Annotated in this window: 17 protein-coding genes; 10 read left to right on the top strand and 7 right to left on the bottom strand. The window is 42.3% G+C overall.

What is annotated here, in order from left to right:
• Positions 1-41 precede the first annotated feature (41 nt).
• The 10 genes from A7985_RS21145 to A7985_RS21100 all read left to right on the top strand — a co-directional run bounded on the left by A7985_RS21145 (position 42) and on the right by A7985_RS21100 (position 9,660).
• Positions 42-422: an ATP synthase subunit I gene (locus tag A7985_RS21145; protein ID WP_065792437.1), complete on the top strand. Its 381-nt coding sequence runs from the start codon at positions 42-44 to the stop codon at positions 420-422.
• 15 nt (positions 423-437) lie between these two features.
• Positions 438-1,295 (top strand): F0F1 ATP synthase subunit A, encoded by an 858-nt coding sequence (atpB, locus tag A7985_RS21140; RefSeq protein WP_063356018.1) that lies wholly within the window; start codon positions 438-440, stop codon positions 1,293-1,295.
• A gap of 67 nt (positions 1,296-1,362) precedes the next feature.
• Complete coding sequence (gene atpE / locus A7985_RS21135; RefSeq protein WP_004335261.1) at positions 1,363-1,596, top strand: F0F1 ATP synthase subunit C; 234 nt, start codon at positions 1,363-1,365, stop codon at positions 1,594-1,596.
• A 45-nt stretch (positions 1,597-1,641) separates the two neighbouring features.
• Positions 1,642-2,112, top strand: coding sequence for a F0F1 ATP synthase subunit B (gene atpF / locus A7985_RS21130; RefSeq protein WP_063356017.1), 471 nt, complete (start codon positions 1,642-1,644; stop codon positions 2,110-2,112).
• A 16-nt stretch (positions 2,113-2,128) separates the two neighbouring features.
• Positions 2,129-2,662, top strand: coding sequence for a F0F1 ATP synthase subunit delta (gene atpH / locus A7985_RS21125; RefSeq protein ID WP_063356016.1), 534 nt, complete (start codon positions 2,129-2,131; stop codon positions 2,660-2,662).
• A gap of 14 nt (positions 2,663-2,676) precedes the next feature.
• Positions 2,677-4,218 carry a F0F1 ATP synthase subunit alpha gene (atpA, locus tag A7985_RS21120; protein ID WP_063369164.1) on the top strand — a complete coding sequence of 514 codons (1,542 nt, stop codon included), beginning with the start codon at positions 2,677-2,679 and terminating at the stop codon, positions 4,216-4,218.
• Between the two features lie 49 nt (positions 4,219-4,267).
• Positions 4,268-5,128: a F0F1 ATP synthase subunit gamma gene (gene atpG / locus A7985_RS21115; protein WP_063356014.1), complete on the top strand. Its 861-nt coding sequence runs from the start codon at positions 4,268-4,270 to the stop codon at positions 5,126-5,128.
• Between the two features lie 32 nt (positions 5,129-5,160).
• Positions 5,161-6,546 carry a F0F1 ATP synthase subunit beta gene (atpD, locus tag A7985_RS21110; protein WP_023400934.1) on the top strand — a complete coding sequence of 462 codons (1,386 nt, stop codon included), beginning with the start codon at positions 5,161-5,163 and terminating at the stop codon, positions 6,544-6,546.
• 13 nt (positions 6,547-6,559) lie between these two features.
• Positions 6,560-6,976, top strand: a complete 417-nt coding sequence (locus A7985_RS21105; RefSeq protein ID WP_065792436.1) for a F0F1 ATP synthase subunit epsilon — start codon at positions 6,560-6,562, stop codon at positions 6,974-6,976.
• A 503-nt stretch (positions 6,977-7,479) separates the two neighbouring features.
• Positions 7,480-9,660 carry a winged helix-turn-helix domain-containing protein gene (locus tag A7985_RS21100; RefSeq protein WP_065792435.1) on the top strand — a complete coding sequence of 727 codons (2,181 nt, stop codon included), beginning with the start codon at positions 7,480-7,482 and terminating at the stop codon, positions 9,658-9,660.
• 1,612 nt (positions 9,661-11,272) lie between these two features.
• On the opposite strand, the gene A7985_RS27090 is transcribed toward A7985_RS21100, so the two are convergent.
• The 7 genes from A7985_RS27090 to A7985_RS26990 all read right to left on the bottom strand — a co-directional run bounded on the left by A7985_RS27090 (position 11,273) and on the right by A7985_RS26990 (position 15,977).
• A complete protein-coding gene (locus A7985_RS27090; protein WP_065792434.1) occupies positions 11,273-11,926 on the bottom strand; it encodes a helix-turn-helix transcriptional regulator in 654 nt (217 codons plus the stop codon).
• A gap of 1,413 nt (positions 11,927-13,339) precedes the next feature.
• On the bottom strand, positions 13,340-14,437 hold the full coding sequence (locus A7985_RS21090; RefSeq protein WP_065792433.1) for an MBL fold metallo-hydrolase: 1,098 nt from the start codon (positions 14,435-14,437) through the stop codon (positions 13,340-13,342).
• Positions 14,438-14,454: 17 nt separating this feature from the next.
• Positions 14,455-15,114: a helix-turn-helix transcriptional regulator gene (locus tag A7985_RS27085; protein WP_065792432.1), complete on the bottom strand. Its 660-nt coding sequence runs from the start codon at positions 15,112-15,114 to the stop codon at positions 14,455-14,457.
• Positions 15,115-15,145: 31 nt separating this feature from the next.
• The gene (locus tag A7985_RS21080; protein ID WP_065792431.1) at positions 15,146-15,331 is read right to left on the bottom strand and encodes a hypothetical protein; all 186 of its coding nucleotides are present in this window, start codon (positions 15,329-15,331) and stop codon (positions 15,146-15,148) included.
• Between the two features lie 59 nt (positions 15,332-15,390).
• Positions 15,391-15,549: a hypothetical protein gene (locus tag A7985_RS26610; RefSeq protein ID WP_176716787.1), complete on the bottom strand. Its 159-nt coding sequence runs from the start codon at positions 15,547-15,549 to the stop codon at positions 15,391-15,393.
• 59 nt (positions 15,550-15,608) lie between these two features.
• On the bottom strand, positions 15,609-15,767 hold the full coding sequence (locus A7985_RS26605; RefSeq protein ID WP_176716786.1) for a hypothetical protein: 159 nt from the start codon (positions 15,765-15,767) through the stop codon (positions 15,609-15,611).
• 75 nt (positions 15,768-15,842) lie between these two features.
• Positions 15,843-15,977 (bottom strand): hypothetical protein, encoded by a 135-nt coding sequence (locus A7985_RS26990; protein WP_256096820.1) that lies wholly within the window; start codon positions 15,975-15,977, stop codon positions 15,843-15,845.
• Between the last annotated feature and the right edge of the window lie 323 nt (positions 15,978-16,300).

The following is a 16,300-nucleotide window of genomic DNA, read 5'->3' as shown; positions in this document are numbered from 1 at the left end:
TATACCCTGATAAATTTTAGCGTCATTAAGGTTAATATAAAGTGACTCATTCGTTAGCTGGCCCGTATAGACGTGCCGCATTAAAAGGTGTCTTGCTTCAGGGTATCGTAGCGCTGTTTGCTGCAGTAATAGTTTTAGTAGTTTGGGGAGCACAAGCCGGTCTGTCTGCGTTGATGGGCGGTGTTGCAATTGTGCTGCCGAACTTCGTATTTGCTTTGTATGCCTTCAGATATGTAGGCGCAAGTAAAGCAGAGCAAGTATATGACTCGTTAAAACGAGGCAAAGGATTAAAATTTTTGCTAACCATTTGCATATTTGCACTGGTATTTAAACATTTAAGTGTCATGGCGTTGCCATTTTTCTGCTGTTACATACTCGTGATGTTTTCGCAGTGGCTAGCACCGATTTTTTTTAATCATTAACTTTTGGGATAAAACATGGCTGCAGAAGAAGTTACTCTATCAAGCCATATTCAGCACCACTTGACCAATGCCAAGATGTGTTCGACCGATGCCGGTCTTGCCTTCAATAAAGCATGTGCGGATAGTGGATTCTGGACATGGCACGTAGATACCCTCGCATGGTCAATCGGTTTAGGTCTTGTATTTTTATGGATCTTCCGTAGCGCCGCTAAAAAATCCACTACAGGTGTTCCTGGTAAATTTCAGTGCTTCATCGAGATGATTGTTGAGTTCGTTGGTGACAACGTTCGCGATACTTATCACGGTAAAAGCGCTCTAATCGCACCATTAGCCCTAACAATCTTTGTTTGGGTGTTCTTAATGAACTTAATGGACTTAATTCCGGTTGATTTCCTACCTGCTTTCGCTGGTTTCGTTGGTGAAACAGCATTTGGTATGGACTCACACGATGTATACATGAAAATTGTACCGACAACAGACATTAATATGACTGCTGCGCTAGCACTGGGCGTATTCTTTTTGATGATCGGTTACTCAATTAAAATGAAAGGCATCGGCGGTTTTATTGCTGAACTTACGCTTCACCCATTCAGCACTAAGAACAAAATCGGCATGATTTTCTTAATCCCTTGTAACTTGTTACTAGAAACAATCGCATTAGTTGCTAAGCCTTTCTCGCTTGCACTACGTTTGTTCGGTAACCTTTACGCGGGTGAGCTGATCTTCATCTTGATCGGCGCAGTTGGTTTGATGCAGTTACCTCTGCACTTCATTTGGGCTGCTTTCCACATCTTAGTTATCGTTCTTCAAGCATTCGTATTCATGATGCTGACGATCGTATACCTAAGCATGGCTAGCTCAGATAACCACTAAGAATATAATTTTTAAAAAGATTTTTTAACTTTAACTTTAATTTACAAATGAAACTTTGGAGAAAAAAATGGAACTAGTATTAGGTCTTAAGTACATCGCTGTTGCTCTACTTATCGGTTTCGGTGCTATCGGTACTGCTATCGGCTTCGGTAACATGGGTGGTAAATTCCTAGAAGCGTGTGCTCGTCAGCCTGAACTTGCACCTTCACTACAAGTTAAAATGTTCATCCTAGCTGGTCTAATCGATGCGGTAGCAATGATCGGTGTAGGTATCGCGATGGTATTGTTGTTCGTACTTTAATAGCCTTATTTTTTGAACAGCTTACTATTTTAAGGAGGAGCGGTTGTGAACTTAAACGCCACTCTACTAGGTGAATTAATCGCATTTGTGGTCTTCGTATTATTCTGTATGAAGTACGTATGGCCACCACTAAATGGTGCGATTGAAGCTCGCCAGAAAAAAATTGAAGATGGTTTAGCTGCCTCTGATGAAGCTGAAAAAGAGCTTGAGCGCGTTCGTAAAGAAGCCGCGGTAGAGCTAAATGAAGCGAAATCTCAAGCTGCTGAAATCATTGAGCAAGCTAAAAAGCGTGCTGCGCTTATCGTTGACGAAGAGACAACTCGTGGTCAACAAGAGCGTGAGAAGATTATTGCTCAAGGACACTCTGAAATTGATTCAGAGCGTAACCGTGTTAAAGAAGAACTACGTTCTCAAGTAGCTACTTTAGCAGTGGTTGGCGCTGAAAAGATTTTAGAGCGTGAAATTAATCAAGACGCACACAGCGATATCGTTGATAAGCTAGTTGCTGAGCTTTAATTAGGAGGGTATGAGCATGTCTGAATTGACTACTATCGCTCGCCCATACGCTAAAGCGGCTTTTGAACTTGCCGTTGAGAAAGGTGCTGTTGAAGCTTGGAATGAAATGCTGTTCTTCGCTGGTCAAGTGACTAGCGATGAGCAGGTTCAGGCGCTACTGGGTAGCATTGCTACTCAGGCTGAGCAGTCTGAAGTCATCATCAAGCTATGTGCTGAACAACTCAACGAACAAGGTCAAAATCTTATCAAGCTGATGGCCGAAAATGAGCGTTTATCTGCAGTCCCTGCAGTTGCTGAACAATTCGCTGAACTAAAAGCGGATTATGATAAAGAAATCGACGTTGACGTGGTTTCTGCAACTGAACTTGCGCAAGAGCAGCAAGATAAATTGGGCGCTGCGTTAGAAAAACGTTTCGCACGCAAAGTTAAGCTGAATTGTAGCATTGACGAAACCGTAGTAAGTGGTTTGGTTATCAAAGCTGGCGATACCGTAATTGACGGTAGCGTACGCGGTAAATTAGACCGCCTAGCAGTGTCGCTACAATCGTAATTGGGAAAAAGAGCATGCAACTTAATTCCACAGAAATTTCTGCACTGATCAAGCAGCGTATTGAGCAGTTTGAAGTTGTAAGTGAAGCACGTAACGAAGGTACTATCGTATCTGTTACTGACGGTATCATCCGCATCCACGGTCTAGCTGACTGTATGCAAGGTGAGATGATCGAGCTTCCTGGCAACCGTTATGCTATTGCATTGAACCTTGAGCGTGACTCAGTAGGTGCAGTAGTTATGGGTCCTTACGCAGACCTTAAAGAAGGCGTAAAAGTACAATCTACAGGTCGTATCCTTGAAGTTCCAGTAGGCCGTGGTCTACTAGGTCGTGTTGTAAACACACTAGGTGCACCAATCGATGGTAAAGGTGCACTAGACAACGATGGTTTCGAACCAGTTGAAAAAATTGCACCAGGTGTAATCGAGCGTCAATCAGTAGATGAGCCAGTACAAACTGGTTATAAGTCTATCGATGCGATGATCCCAGTTGGTCGTGGTCAGCGTGAGCTAGTGATCGGTGACCGTCAGACTGGTAAAACTGCACTTGCAATCGATGCAATCATCAACCAAAAAGACACAGGCGTTAAGTGTGTGTACGTAGCGGTTGGTCAAAAAGCATCTACTATCGCAAACGTAGTACGTAAATTAGAAGAGCACGGTGCACTTGAAAACACAATCGTTGTTGTTGCATCAGCTTCTGAATCAGCAGCGCTTCAATACCTAGCGCCATTTGCTGGTTGTACTATGGGTGAATACTTCCGTGACCGCGGTGAAGACGCGCTTATCGTATATGATGATCTTTCTAAGCAAGCTGTTGCTTACCGTCAGATCTCACTACTACTTAAGCGTCCACCAGGTCGTGAAGCATACCCAGGTGACGTATTCTACCTTCACTCACGTCTTCTAGAGCGTGCATCACGTGTTAACGCTGATTACGTTGAGAAGTTCACTAACGGTGAAGTGAAAGGTAAAACAGGTTCATTGACGGCATTGCCAATCATTGAAACTCAAGGTGGTGACGTTTCTGCATTCGTACCTACTAACGTTATCTCAATCACCGATGGTCAGATCTTCCTAGAAACTGACTTATTCAACGCAGGTATCCGTCCAGCGGTTAACGCTGGTATCTCGGTATCTCGTGTAGGTGGTGCAGCGCAAACTAAAATCGTTAAGAAACTAGGTGGTGGTATCCGTCTAGCGCTAGCTCAGTACCGTGAACTAGCAGCGTTCTCACAGTTCGCTTCTGACCTTGACGATGCAACGCGTGCACAGCTTGAGCACGGTGAGCGTGTAACAGAGCTAATGAAGCAGAAGCAATACGCACCTATGTCTGTTGCTGAAATGTCTCTGTCTCTATTTGCTGCTGAGAAAGGCTTCCTACAAGACATCGAAATCAACAAAATTGGCGATTTCGAAGAAGGCCTAATCGGTTTCGCAAACAGCACTTACGCAGAGCTGATGACTCAAATCAACGAAACGGGTAACTACAACGCTGAGATTGAAGCGCAACTTAAAGAACTTCTAGAGAAGTTCAAGTCGACGCAAACTTGGTAATTTAGTTATTCATGGTGACTTCGGTCACCACTGATTCGGAGAGAGAGTCATGGCCAGCGGAAAAGAGATAAAAAGCAAGATCGGGAGTATTAAGAATACTCAAAAGATCACCAGCGCGATGGAGATGGTTGCCGCTTCTAAAATGAAGAAGGCGCAAGACCGCGTGGCGTCAAGCCGTCCATACGCTGAGAACTTACGCAAAGTGATCGGTCGTGTTGCTCAAGCAAATCTTGACTTCCATCACCCGTTCTTAGAAGAGCGTGATGTGAAGCGAGTTGGTTATATTGTTATCTCAACTGACCGTGGTCTGTGTGGTGGCTTAAACTCAAACGAGTTTAAGAAAATCACACAAGACGTTAAGGCGTGGAAAGAAAAAGGCGTTGACGCTGAATATGCTACTTTAGGTAGCAAGGCGGCCGGTTTCTTCCATCGTTTTGGCGGTGAATTACTCGCTAAAAAAGCGGGTCTTGGAGATGCACCTTCAATTCAGGACGTCATTGGTCCTGTAAAAGTAATGCTAGATGCATTTGCTGAAGGCAAAATTGACCGCTTGTTCGTTGTGTACAACAAATTCGTAAACACAATGAAGCAAGAGCCAACGATCGAACAGTTATTACCTTTGCCAAAAGCTGAAGAAGAAGTATCAGCCCACGCTTGGGACTACTTATATGAGCCAAACCCAGAAGCGATCTTAGAGACGCTATTGGTTCGTTTCATTGAGTCACAGGTGTACCAAGGTGTAGTAGAAAATGCTGCATCTGAACAGGCTGCCCGTATGGTTGCGATGAAAGCCGCAACTGATAACGCAGGCGACCTAATGGATGAGCTGCAACTTGTTTACAACAAAGCACGTCAGGCTGCAATCACACAAGAAATCAGTGAGATTGTTGGCGGTTCGGCTGCTGTTTAACGCTTCGGCAAAGTTTAACGAGAGGAATAGACATGAGTTTAGGTAAGGTCGTCCAAATTATCGGCGCCGTTGTGGACATCGAGTTTCCACAAGACAACGTGCCAGCCGTATATGACGCACTAAAAGTTACAGAAGGCGACCTAGCTGGTTTGACACTAGAAGTGCAACAGCAGTTAGGTGGCGGTGTGGTACGTGGTATCGCACTTGGTACTACTGACGGTCTACGTCGTGGTATCTCAGTAGAAGGCACAGGTGAGCCAATCAAGGTTCCAGTTGGTACTAAGACCCTAGGTCGTATCATGGACGTACTTGGTCAGCCTATCGATGAAGCAGGTCCAATTGGTGAAGAAGAGCGTATGTCTATTCACCGTGCTGCGCCTTCATACGAAGATCAATCAAGTTCAGTTGAGCTACTAGAAACGGGTATCAAGGTAATCGACCTTGTATGTCCTTTCGCTAAAGGTGGTAAAGTTGGTCTATTCGGTGGTGCCGGTGTAGGTAAAACCGTAAACATGATGGAACTTATCCGTAACATCGCAATCGAGCACAGCGGTTACTCTGTATTCGCAGGTGTTGGTGAGCGTACGCGTGAGGGTAATGACTTCTACCATGAGATGAACGACTCAAACGTACTAGACAAAGTATCTCTAGTATATGGTCAGATGAACGAGCCACCGGGTAACCGTCTACGTGTTGCACTGACTGGTCTTACAATGGCTGAGAAGTTCCGTGACGAAGGTCGTGACGTACTATTCTTCGTAGATAACATCTACCGTTATACACTAGCAGGTACTGAGGTATCAGCACTTCTAGGTCGTATGCCTTCAGCGGTAGGTTACCAGCCAACGCTTGCAGAAGAGATGGGTGTTCTACAGGAGCGTATCGCTTCAACTAAGACAGGTTCAATCACTTCAATCCAAGCGGTATACGTACCTGCGGATGACTTGACTGACCCATCACCAGCTACAACGTTCGCGCACCTTGACGCAACTGTAGTACTTTCACGTGACATCGCGTCTCTAGGTATCTACCCTGCGGTTGATCCACTAGATTCAACTTCACGTCAGCTAGACCCTCAAGTAATCGGTAACGAGCACTATGAGACTGCACGTGGCGTTCAGACTGTACTTCAGCGTTATAAAGAGCTGAAAGACATCATCGCGATCCTAGGTATGGACGAGCTTTCTGACGAAGATAAGCAAGTTGTATCTCGTGCACGTAAGATCCAGCGTTTCCTATCTCAGCCGTTCTTCGTTGCTGAGGTATTCACTGGTGCACCTGGTAAATACGTATCTCTTAAAGACACAATCTCTGGCTTTAAGGGCATCCTAAACGGTGATTACGATGATATGCCTGAGCAGGCATTCTACATGGTTGGCTCAATCGACGAAGCAGTTGATAAAGCTAAAAACATGTAATTAGGAGGTTGTTATGGCAATGACAGTACAACTTGACGTAGTAAGCGCAGAAAAGAGTGTATTCTCTGGCGCTGTTGCCACTATTCAAGTAACAGGTAGTGAAGGTGAATTAGGTATTCACCCTGGCCACGCGCCACTCCTGACTGGCCTAAAACCTGGTATGGTACGTTTGGTTAAAGAAGATGGTACTGAAGAGATCATCTATGTTGCAGGCGGTACGCTTGAAGTTCAACCTAAATCAGTAACTGTTCTTGCGGACGTTGCTATTCGCGGTGAGGAACTTGACGAGCAGGCTGCTGAAGAAGCCAGACGTGAAGCTCAAGCGCAAATCTCTTCTGGCTCTGCGGCTGACCTTGATTACGATCGAGCGGCTGTACAGCTTGAAGAAGCGCTTGCACAGCTACGCGTTATTCGCCAGTTGCGCAAATAACCAACCGCCTATTTGGTTTAAAGCCCACGCTAGGGAAGCTTAGCGTGGGCTTTTTATTTGGTTGAATAAATTGACCTCTGCAATCGTGCAGCAATAAAGCTATGTATCAATATTGTCTTGTTATGGATAACTCGTCACAATTGATAGGCAGGCGAAGAGTCGTGACGTAATGATATACAGCAAGGGTGAATATAAATTTAATTGTATTTAGTTCTTATTGATTAGTTGATTTAATTACATTGGTTAAAAAGTATTGGTGCTAGTTAACGCTTGCGGCTAACACCTAAACCTATTGCTAACTATTCATCGAATCTGATTGAAGAATTGTTCACATTTATGGATATTTAAAATAGTATAGCTAAAGGTCCTATATTTGGGCGTCAGCCATGACGTACTTAACTTAAGTGCATTGTATTAAAGAGTCAGCCCTTCTGAATGTAGGTGAACATATAAGGGCTTTTTGAATTTACATTGCTTTTATTCCTATATCCTCAAATAAGAATATGAATATTGTTGCGTTTTGTAAAAATATAGAAAAAATAAAACTGGAATCATGGACGATATATCCAGACAAGCAATTACTTACAGACAACGATAAGATTGAAAGAGAGCTGGAGCCTCTATTATTTAGAATGCTGTTATATTTCATTGATAACAGCCATCGCATCGTCACGCGTCAAGAGCTGTCAGACGAGGTATGGCAGCAGCCATATGTTGATGATAATGCAATAAATCGTGCCATATCAGAGTTACGAAAAGCGCTAAAATCAGATAAGCAACGCGGCCAGACTTTGAAGACGCATTATCGCACTGGTTACAGCTTCGTATTAGATGTGGAGATCATATATAAAGGGGCACACTCTAAACAAAATACGGATAACGAGCCTGAAAGGTCGGTTCAAGATCGTACGAGTGCACCAATATCAAACTCAACGCATACGCAGCCTCGTTCTAATTCAAAACTCATGTGGGGTGCCATAGGGTTATCTGTGTGCATTTTACTTGGAGTGGCAATCAATTCTTATTTATCTACTCAAGTTGAAAGCGTCCAAGTTAAGCCGGCCAAAGAGAGCCATAATGAGTATGTAACCCAACTCGATAAAGAGATCCTTACATGGAGTAAAGGGTCTGTTGCGTTTCAAGATATGTCTCCACATAGTGCTTTATTAGCATATTCATTTTTAGCTGAAGGCGAGCGTGTTTCTGCATTGTATGTGAAGGACATGAAGTCTCTACAAAACATCAAATTAGTAGAAAAAGAGGGCGCAAACGTCATGCCTACGGGGTGGGCAGAAGACCATTTACGGCTTTATTACCAAGTGAGCAGCATCGGAGAAAATAAAGTGTGTGAACTGTGGTCTGCGACCTTTAAACAAGAAAACTTACTGGAAGCAGAGCATGAAAAGGTATGGGATTGCAGTGCTGAACGCAGAATGAGTGTCACGAGTATGGATGACACACTGTTGTATACCAAGTATGACTATCGTGATAGGCCTTATATTTCGGCAATTTTCAGTAAAAATTTGAATACGGGTACTGAGTTTCAGGTGACGTCGCCGAATATTCGTTTTAGTGGTGACTACTATGTCAAATTATCACATAGCAAAACTGATATTTTATTTTTGCGATCCATTAAAAATGGCACGGCCATTTTCAAAGCCAATGCAGATGGGAGCGACCAAGCGCTTTTAGTGCGCCTTAACTACCGTTTACGTTCCGTAGAGTGGTCGCAGGATGATAATAAGGTGATGTGGTTTGATCAAAACGAAAACAAGCTCATGACCTATGAATTGGCAACGCAAATAATATCGAGCACCTACTACCCACTCGAAAAAGAAATGCATGGCTATATGGTTGTATCACCTGAGCAATTGATTTTTTCGACCAAATTGCTAGACGGCAACATTTATCGGGTTGATGAGAGCAATGAAGCGCCTGTATTAATCCCATTTTCAGTCTCTGATGCGACAGAATCGTTGGTGGCCCCATTTAATCATACCGATGGCGGTATATACCTTGTCCGAGGTGTTAGGAATCAATCTCTATGGAAGATTATTGATGGTGTGCGTACCAAACTGCTAGACCTTCCAACAACTGAAATTGTCGATATCGCTTTATCTCCTGACGACAGTAAAATATTAGTGGCGTACCAGAATAACCTTGAAATCATTACAATGAGTGATTTAACGGTTGCTGAGAATGTTGCGGTTAGTGATACCGTAGCGGATGCTAACTGGGGTCAAAATAATAATATTATTATGACTCTGGTGAAGAAAACGAGTGATGCATGGAGCTATAACCTGACAGAGAAAAAGTTTGCTCGTTTGACGAAAAAGGGCATCCATTCTGCGCGAATGATCGATGATACTTACTTATATTATTTTGATAAGAGTTATCGATTATTCAAGCGAGAGCTATCAACAGGAAAAGAGCAGGAGTTATTGGATTTATCTGACACGACACATTTGAGTTGGTCGATTGCAGGGGACTTTGTCTACTTTAGCTCAGGTAACAGTATAAGTAAGATGGATCTTAATAGCTTAGTGGTAACACGCCTTTTAAATGTGGAGCGCAAAACAGACTCATTCTTTGGTATTTTTACTGGTGCTCAAGAAGGGCAAGTTTACGTATATGCTAAGCGATTGCAAAATAATCACTTATTAAACGTATCCGTTGCTGAATAAATATGTTTTTATTCATTTAGCTAGCGAGTTGTGTGCTGCTTAACGCCTCGAGTGTTGAATCGATGTGTCTCGTTGCTGAGGCAAACATAAGGAATTTGAGAGGGTGCTAGGTCAGCATAGCACTCTTTAAGACACTTAAAACCTTTTCAATAGACATGTCGTCATAGCGGCCATCGCGTGAAACACAACCGCTCTCCTGATCCAGTTATCTCAAAATCAGTGCGATAAAAAACACGGCTTTATTGCACCTCCCCCATACCATTTGACCAATACTCACCGTGAGTGTGCAACCGCGGAACTGCTTTTTGCGACTTCTGTTAAAAGTGACAGTTACTGAGTTTGTCCAGTTTGATTAATATATACCTACTCACTAAGCATTACTCCTGAGGGCGACCTTTAGTGTATTAACAGTGTTATTAACCACATGATTATACGAGCTTAAAAGGTCTTTTACTGTAGATGGGGATAGCATAGTTGCAGTCAATTAAGTATTAAAAGGAATGCTTAAAGGAAACTGAAGACCGCGAATTAATAATAATAATAACGATGGAAATTCAGTCGTGACAAGGAGGTCACATCAGGGAGTGAAGGTACACAGTTGTATAGAGAGTGACAGTACTGAGTTTTGCTAGGAAGAGCAGTTATAGGAAAGGCTAGGCAGGAGCGCATTGAAGGCCTTTCGTTATCTGGCAGGGAAGCGACTCTCAACTGTGGCCATCAAGAAGTATAGAGCGGCACATTGATGTGCAGTATTAGCAAGGACGTGACGCTTGGAAGTTGACACAAGGAAGGTAGAGAGGAGAAAGCCGTGTCGTTTTGGCAAGGATGTAACCTCTTAGTTGTTGGCATAAGGAAATGCAGAGAGCAGCACAAGGCCGTGCAGTTTTAGCAAGGATGTAACCTCTCAGTTGTTGGCATAAGGAAGTGCACAGAGGCGCAGCACAAGGCTGTGCAGTTTTAGCAAGGATGTAACCTCTTAGTTGTTGGCATAAGGAAGTGCACAGAGGCGCAGCACATCGATGTGCAGTTTTCGCAAGGAGGCAACCCTAGGACATTGGCACAAGGAAGTGCAAAGAGGAGTCGCACACTAATGTGCAGTATTAAGGTAACCGTGGTAATTGGATTCGCCATACCGTATTAGGCAAGGATGCCAACCCTTCTTCCCAAGCTTAAGGCGGATCGCTTGAATGCAAAAGTTTAATTTACCCCATCAGAGATGCGCTTCTATTCACCAGTTTCAGCCTCAAACTTGCTTGTAGCCTACGTGACTTATTAACGATATGACCGATTGGTTGTTTATGCTCACCCAATATCAAATCTATCCGTTAAATGCGGCAAAAACCAAATAGTTGAGCATCGGTGAAGTGCCATCATTATCCATCGAACATACTGAGTTTATAAGTGGTATGAAAGTCTAGCTATTAAAGTTGGATTTTTGCGCCACACCACATAAGCACCCGTTCACGGCATATGCTGATTAAGCGCTAAGGTCATTCTTGGTGATTGGTGGAGTAATTACTGAACTGTAAATTTAATAAGGTTGCAGCGATGGTCTGTCGTGTCACTTTCGTTGGTAGGTCACAATGGTCGTTCGGTGGGTTTCACAGCCTCATTAGAGGCTGTGATTGAATAGGTATTTAACAATAGCTTGTTGTCTGTTTGCACTATTGGTTTTTTCAATACAGTTACTTAAGTGAAAGTTGACTGTGCGTTCTGATATCCCCAGTATTTGACTGATCTCCCATGACGTTTTTCCTTCTGAAGCCCATAGGATACAGTCTCGTTCACGCTTGGTGATTTTGATTCTCTCTTTGGATAAGCACTTCTTTAAAGCCAGTAGTAAATGAGGCCCTAAAATGCTCCAGTGCCACTCTTGTTGTTGCGATGAAATATAATCGCTACTGGTTATTAAAATGCTACCCAAAATGCCACTCACGCCACGAATGGGGATGGCCAATGCATGGGGGCAGTCTTTCAAGCTTACAGTGTGAGCCGTATAGTGCTCTCTGCAATGCTCATAAATCGCATCTAATGATGTTTCTTCTTCAATATCTCGACTTTTAGGTCCAATGATATGGTGTTGATACGATGTCGGAGATAAAGGTTTAAAGCCGAGCATATGTATAGAGTTACATTGAGTGATGGTTGCCACTTCATTCAGCCATGCTTCTATTTGAGCTGGTGAATCAATAGTTCCCACTTTATTAATGAGTGGTTTAAAACTCAGTATATCTGAAAATGTACTTGCTAAATTATTATTGGTCATCCTAGTTCCCGAATTTTATGAGCATTGGAGATGTGTATAGTGGCGTTAAAAATGCGTCCTTGCAAATTTTCAAATTCTAAAATATATCGATAAAAAACAATAGTTTAACTTTGTTTATTATGAAATAAATGGTTGGGTAATAGAATCTTTATACCTATGTTAGCGCGTGCTATGGTTTATTAACTATTCCGAACCATTACATTTCGATTATTAGGTTTTGCTGTACGAGCTGACTGAGGGTAAAGAGGGTTAACAGTTGTGTGATAAGTGTACAGGGGGTTGGGTTTTGAAAGGGGAGCGCTATCTTTATTCAATCTGGTACAAATCGTGTGTAAATAGCCACCAGGTTATTGCGGTAGAATAGATGATTTGCACATTGCACTTTGTAAGAAAAGATTAAAGTACTCCCTAACAGAAATAGAGCCCGCAAGTTGTTCGGTAAAGTAATTGAGTGCCAACCTTTCGCAGCTAGGCATCAATCACGTTGTAGCATACTTAAATTTCAGGGAAAGCCGTGTAGATTAGCAGCGATGAATTGGTGGAAACAATGAGCGACTCACTGATTATACCTATTGTGCACATGTATCGTTATGCCGTTATATTCAGAAAGTCTTCATTACTGCTCAGAGATAGCGAGTATCTGGTGGCTAAGCTAGTAACTTAAATAGGCATACTGCCTAAATCGATCCGCGGACCCGAAGGCTGGTGGCAAAAATATTGGTGAAATTGACAGACTGAAGTTGATAGCAGCTCAATGAATTGGCAGGACGTCCAATCCTTGCACTACGGGTAGAATAGTTCATATTAAGGAAAAGTCGTCATAATACGACCATCGAACAAGTTCCTAAGACGTCGCAAAGTCGTTAGGCAACAAGCATGGAGTGGCTTTATGAACCAGGATGATTGCTTTTCCTACAGAGTTAAAAAGTAAGAAAGTAAGCAACCTCCTTTGCACGGTGTGTAATTTTGAAAAAGAAAAAGCGCCCTAATGTACAACCAGCGGACACGAGTGCTAGTTGCTAGAGCGCTTACGAAGTCGATAGACAACAAGTTGTTAGAAGATTAACGACATGGCTCGATTCCCAACCCTTAATACGTAATCATGACAATTCGGGCAGCCAGTGAAACTCTGTGCACGATGCGGAACGATTAAAGGAAAAAAGCGCCCTAATATACAACCAGCGGACACGAGTGCTAGTTGCTAGAGCGCTTGCGAAGTCGATAGACAACAAGTTATTAGAAGATTAACGACATGGCTCGATTCCCAATCCTTAATACGTAATCATGACAATTCGGGTAGCCAGTGAAACTCTGTGCACGATGCGGAACGATTAAAGGAAAAAGCGTCCTAATACAACCAGCGGACACGGGTGCTAGTTGCTAGGACGCTTGCGAAGTCGATAGACAACAAACTTATAGCAACTCAGTGAATTTGAATGATTCGCCAATTCTCAATACACGAACTTTAAAGTCTGGCTTATAAATTTTTGCTGCGTATGCAAGTCTGCGTAATGGTTCATTGACATGCTCAAATCCTAACTGCCAAGTTCCATACCCCCAAGGAACAAACACTTTGCACTGCAAATCTTGTGCTGCTTTCAAAGCGTCCTCAGGTGCTAAATTTAGGCTTCTGTAATGTTTGCCGTAAGCGCCAATTGGCATCATACAAACATCAAAGTCACCGTATTTTTTTTGTATGTCTTTGAATATCTGGCTGTAGCCAGTATCGCCAGAAAAATAGATTGTATGTTCACCGGTATTTATCACCCAACCGCCCCAGAGGCTCTCATTTTTATCAAAAACTCCACGCTGGGAGTTGTGATGTGCTGGGACAAAGTGAATATTGCTCTGTTTGTATTCTACTTCGGTAAACCAATCTAATGCGTATACTTTGTTGAAGTGGCTTGCCAATTCATTTTGCATACCAAGCGGTAAAAATATGTCTGCGTCATCACCCAATTTAGATAACGTTTCATTAGAAAAGTGGTCATAGTGATTATGGGATATTAAAACGCTGTCGACAAAGGTCAGCTCTTTAGGGTCAACAGGCGCAGGCCCTAAACGCTTTAACTCATCAAAAATCACTGTGCCAATCGTGCCAACGATACCATCGAACTCACCAAATACGGGGTCAGTTAGATAACTATTGCCCTGATTATCTTGTATTAGAAAACTCGCGTGCCCTAACCAAGTGATCACATTACGCGAATGGCTGCTTATCGAAGCTGGGTAAAAGTTTTCTTCAAAGTTATAACCATAGCTTTTATCGTACCCCGAGTAAGACAAACTAAATAAGCTATCTTCAATCGGCTTTCTTTCATCGGGCGTTAAAAAATCAATCGTGTCAATTTCATGGTATGGCCCGGATCCATTGAAAGGCGAATCATAGAGGTTCTCGTATGGTTCTACAGAGTCTGCGTGTTTTTTAATAACGGGTGGCGACGTTTGGTTGGAATTACACGCCACCACCAGTATTGCTGAACACAGTCCAATGTATTTTACCGCTCGCATTTTTGTTCCTTAATGTTCTAAATGATATTGGATACGACACACTTTGCGATTGCTTGAAGCCTATTCGCGCTGTTTGTTTTTTCGATGCAATTGGCAAGGTGGAAGTTTACAGTACGCTCTGAAACTCCTAGGATCTGACTAATTTCCCACGAGGTTTTGCCTTCGCAGGCCCACAATAAACAATCGCGCTCTCGCTTCGTGATTGCGACTTGGCGCTGCTTCGATATTTTGATGTGGGCCCTTACTAAATGCGTGGTAATCGGTGACCAATACCAAGATAAATGTTCAACTTCGTCTTGGTTTTCGATATGTAACAGTAATGCCCCGCGCTCATTACGTCCTGCGTGAACAGGCAATAAATATAAACTTCGTGGGTAGAGGCTGCCAAACTGATGCAAAGATAATGGCGAGGAGCTGTTCGTACAGTGCTCCAAAACTTCCTTTCTTGACATTAACTCTTCGATTTCATTTGATAGCTCTCCAAAGATTTTGCTCTCAAGTGATGTCGGAGTGATATGATCAAAGGCTATAAATGCAACAAAACTGGGTTCAGAGCATGCTTGTAGCTCTAATACTAGGTTGCGAAAATCAGTTTCTGTTTTTACTTTATCTATTTTATTAACGATATTACTGAAAGCCATTTGGGTATAATTATCTGTCGTAATTGCATAGTTCATAGCTGCAGCTCCACTTATGGAATTAGTCCTGTTAAATGTCAGATGGGCTTGTCACAGAAGTATCTGAGCTATCGCCTGATACCGGTGAAGTCGTTGTTTTTTTCAATTCAAAGTAAGATGTAGCGCCACCGTGAATTGCTTTCGTCATTGCTGCGGGTAGGCGTTTATTGTCTTGGCTTAAGTTTTTAATGTTCTTTTTAGTAATAGATAGCTTCATTGTCGTGTCCTTGGGTCTTTTTATTATTGTTGTTATTCGTTTTTAATTATTCGTGCTTATTAATTCTGTTCTGATGGATTTGTCACAGACGTATCTGAACTGCCCGCCTGCGTACCTAAAGAAGTTCCACCGTTAATGAGCTTTGTCATATTTGCTGGTAGGCGTTTAGTGTCTTGGCTTAAGTTTTTAATGTTCTTTTTAGTAATTGTTAGTTTCATGGTCGTGTCCTTGGGTCTTTTTATTATTGTTGTTATTCGTTTTTAATTATTCGTGCTTATTAATTCTGTTCTGATGGATTTGTCACAGACGTATCCGAACTACCTGCCTGTGTACCTAAAGAAGTTCCGCCGTTAATGAGCTTTGTCATATTTACTGGTAGGCGATTAGCGTCTTGGCTTAGGTTTTTAATGTTCTTTTTAGTAATTGTTAGTTTCATGGTCGTGTCCTCAGTGCTGTTTGTTGTTATTTGCTATTAATGCGTATGCTTAATGATTATTGCCTGATGGAACTGTCACAGACGTGTCCGAGCTACCCGCTGTGTACCTTGTATAGAACCGCCATTGATAAGCTTTGTCATATTTGCAGGTAGGCGGTTATTGTCTTGACTAAGGTTTTTAATATTCTTTTTAGTAATTGTTAGTTTCATGGTCGTGTCCTTTTTACTTAATGGTTTTTATATAGAGCTTGTAAATTAATTTGTTATTTATCTTTAGCTGCCTGAACTTGTTTTTGTTGTGCTCTGCAACTGAATCCTAAAGTAACAAGAATTCCGCGGAAGTTAATTACTAGAAGGTTATGATTTGTACATAAGAATTGGTTTTAAGTTATTGTTTTATAAGCTTTGTTATATTTTTAAAGATCTAAATTAGAACTTTTTATAGCTTTTTCTCACTTTCTAGAGCGCTAAATACAGGTTTCTGTCCAAGTGAAAAAACTAAGTGAAACGGGTTAAGTTTTGGGGGAGCCTAA

The organism is Pseudoalteromonas luteoviolacea (assembly GCF_001696455.1).
Lineage (GTDB): Bacteria > Pseudomonadota > Gammaproteobacteria > Enterobacterales > Alteromonadaceae > Pseudoalteromonas > Pseudoalteromonas luteoviolacea_C.
This window is presented reverse-complemented; position numbering and strand designations above follow the sequence as displayed.

Coding starts and splice junctions, on each gene's coding strand:
- A7985_RS27085 (WP_065792432.1), bottom strand. CDS start 15,114: ATGAACTATGCAATTACGACAGATAATTATACCCAAATGGCTTTCAGT.
- atpE (WP_004335261.1), top strand. CDS start 1,363: ATGGAACTAGTATTAGGTCTTAAGTACATCGCTGTTGCTCTACTTATC.
- atpD (WP_023400934.1), top strand. CDS start 5,161: ATGAGTTTAGGTAAGGTCGTCCAAATTATCGGCGCCGTTGTGGACATC.
- A7985_RS26610 (WP_176716787.1), bottom strand. CDS start 15,549: ATGAAACTAACAATTACTAAAAAGAACATTAAAAACTTAAGCCAAGAC.
- A7985_RS27090 (WP_065792434.1), bottom strand. CDS start 11,926: ATGACCAATAATAATTTAGCAAGTACATTTTCAGATATACTGAGTTTT.
- A7985_RS21090 (WP_065792433.1), bottom strand. CDS start 14,437: ATGCGAGCGGTAAAATACATTGGACTGTGTTCAGCAATACTGGTGGTG.
- A7985_RS21080 (WP_065792431.1), bottom strand. CDS start 15,331: ATGAAGCTATCTATTACTAAAAAGAACATTAAAAACTTAAGCCAAGAC.
- atpG (WP_063356014.1), top strand. CDS start 4,268: ATGGCCAGCGGAAAAGAGATAAAAAGCAAGATCGGGAGTATTAAGAAT.
- atpH (WP_063356016.1), top strand. CDS start 2,129: ATGTCTGAATTGACTACTATCGCTCGCCCATACGCTAAAGCGGCTTTT.
- A7985_RS26990 (WP_256096820.1), bottom strand. CDS start 15,977: ATGAAACTAACAATTACTAAAAAGAATATTAAAAACCTTAGTCAAGAC.
- A7985_RS26605 (WP_176716786.1), bottom strand. CDS start 15,767: ATGAAACTAACAATTACTAAAAAGAACATTAAAAACCTAAGCCAAGAC.
- A7985_RS21105 (WP_065792436.1), top strand. CDS start 6,560: ATGGCAATGACAGTACAACTTGACGTAGTAAGCGCAGAAAAGAGTGTA.
- A7985_RS21100 (WP_065792435.1), top strand. CDS start 7,480: ATGAATATTGTTGCGTTTTGTAAAAATATAGAAAAAATAAAACTGGAA.
- atpB (WP_063356018.1), top strand. CDS start 438: ATGGCTGCAGAAGAAGTTACTCTATCAAGCCATATTCAGCACCACTTG.
- atpA (WP_063369164.1), top strand. CDS start 2,677: ATGCAACTTAATTCCACAGAAATTTCTGCACTGATCAAGCAGCGTATT.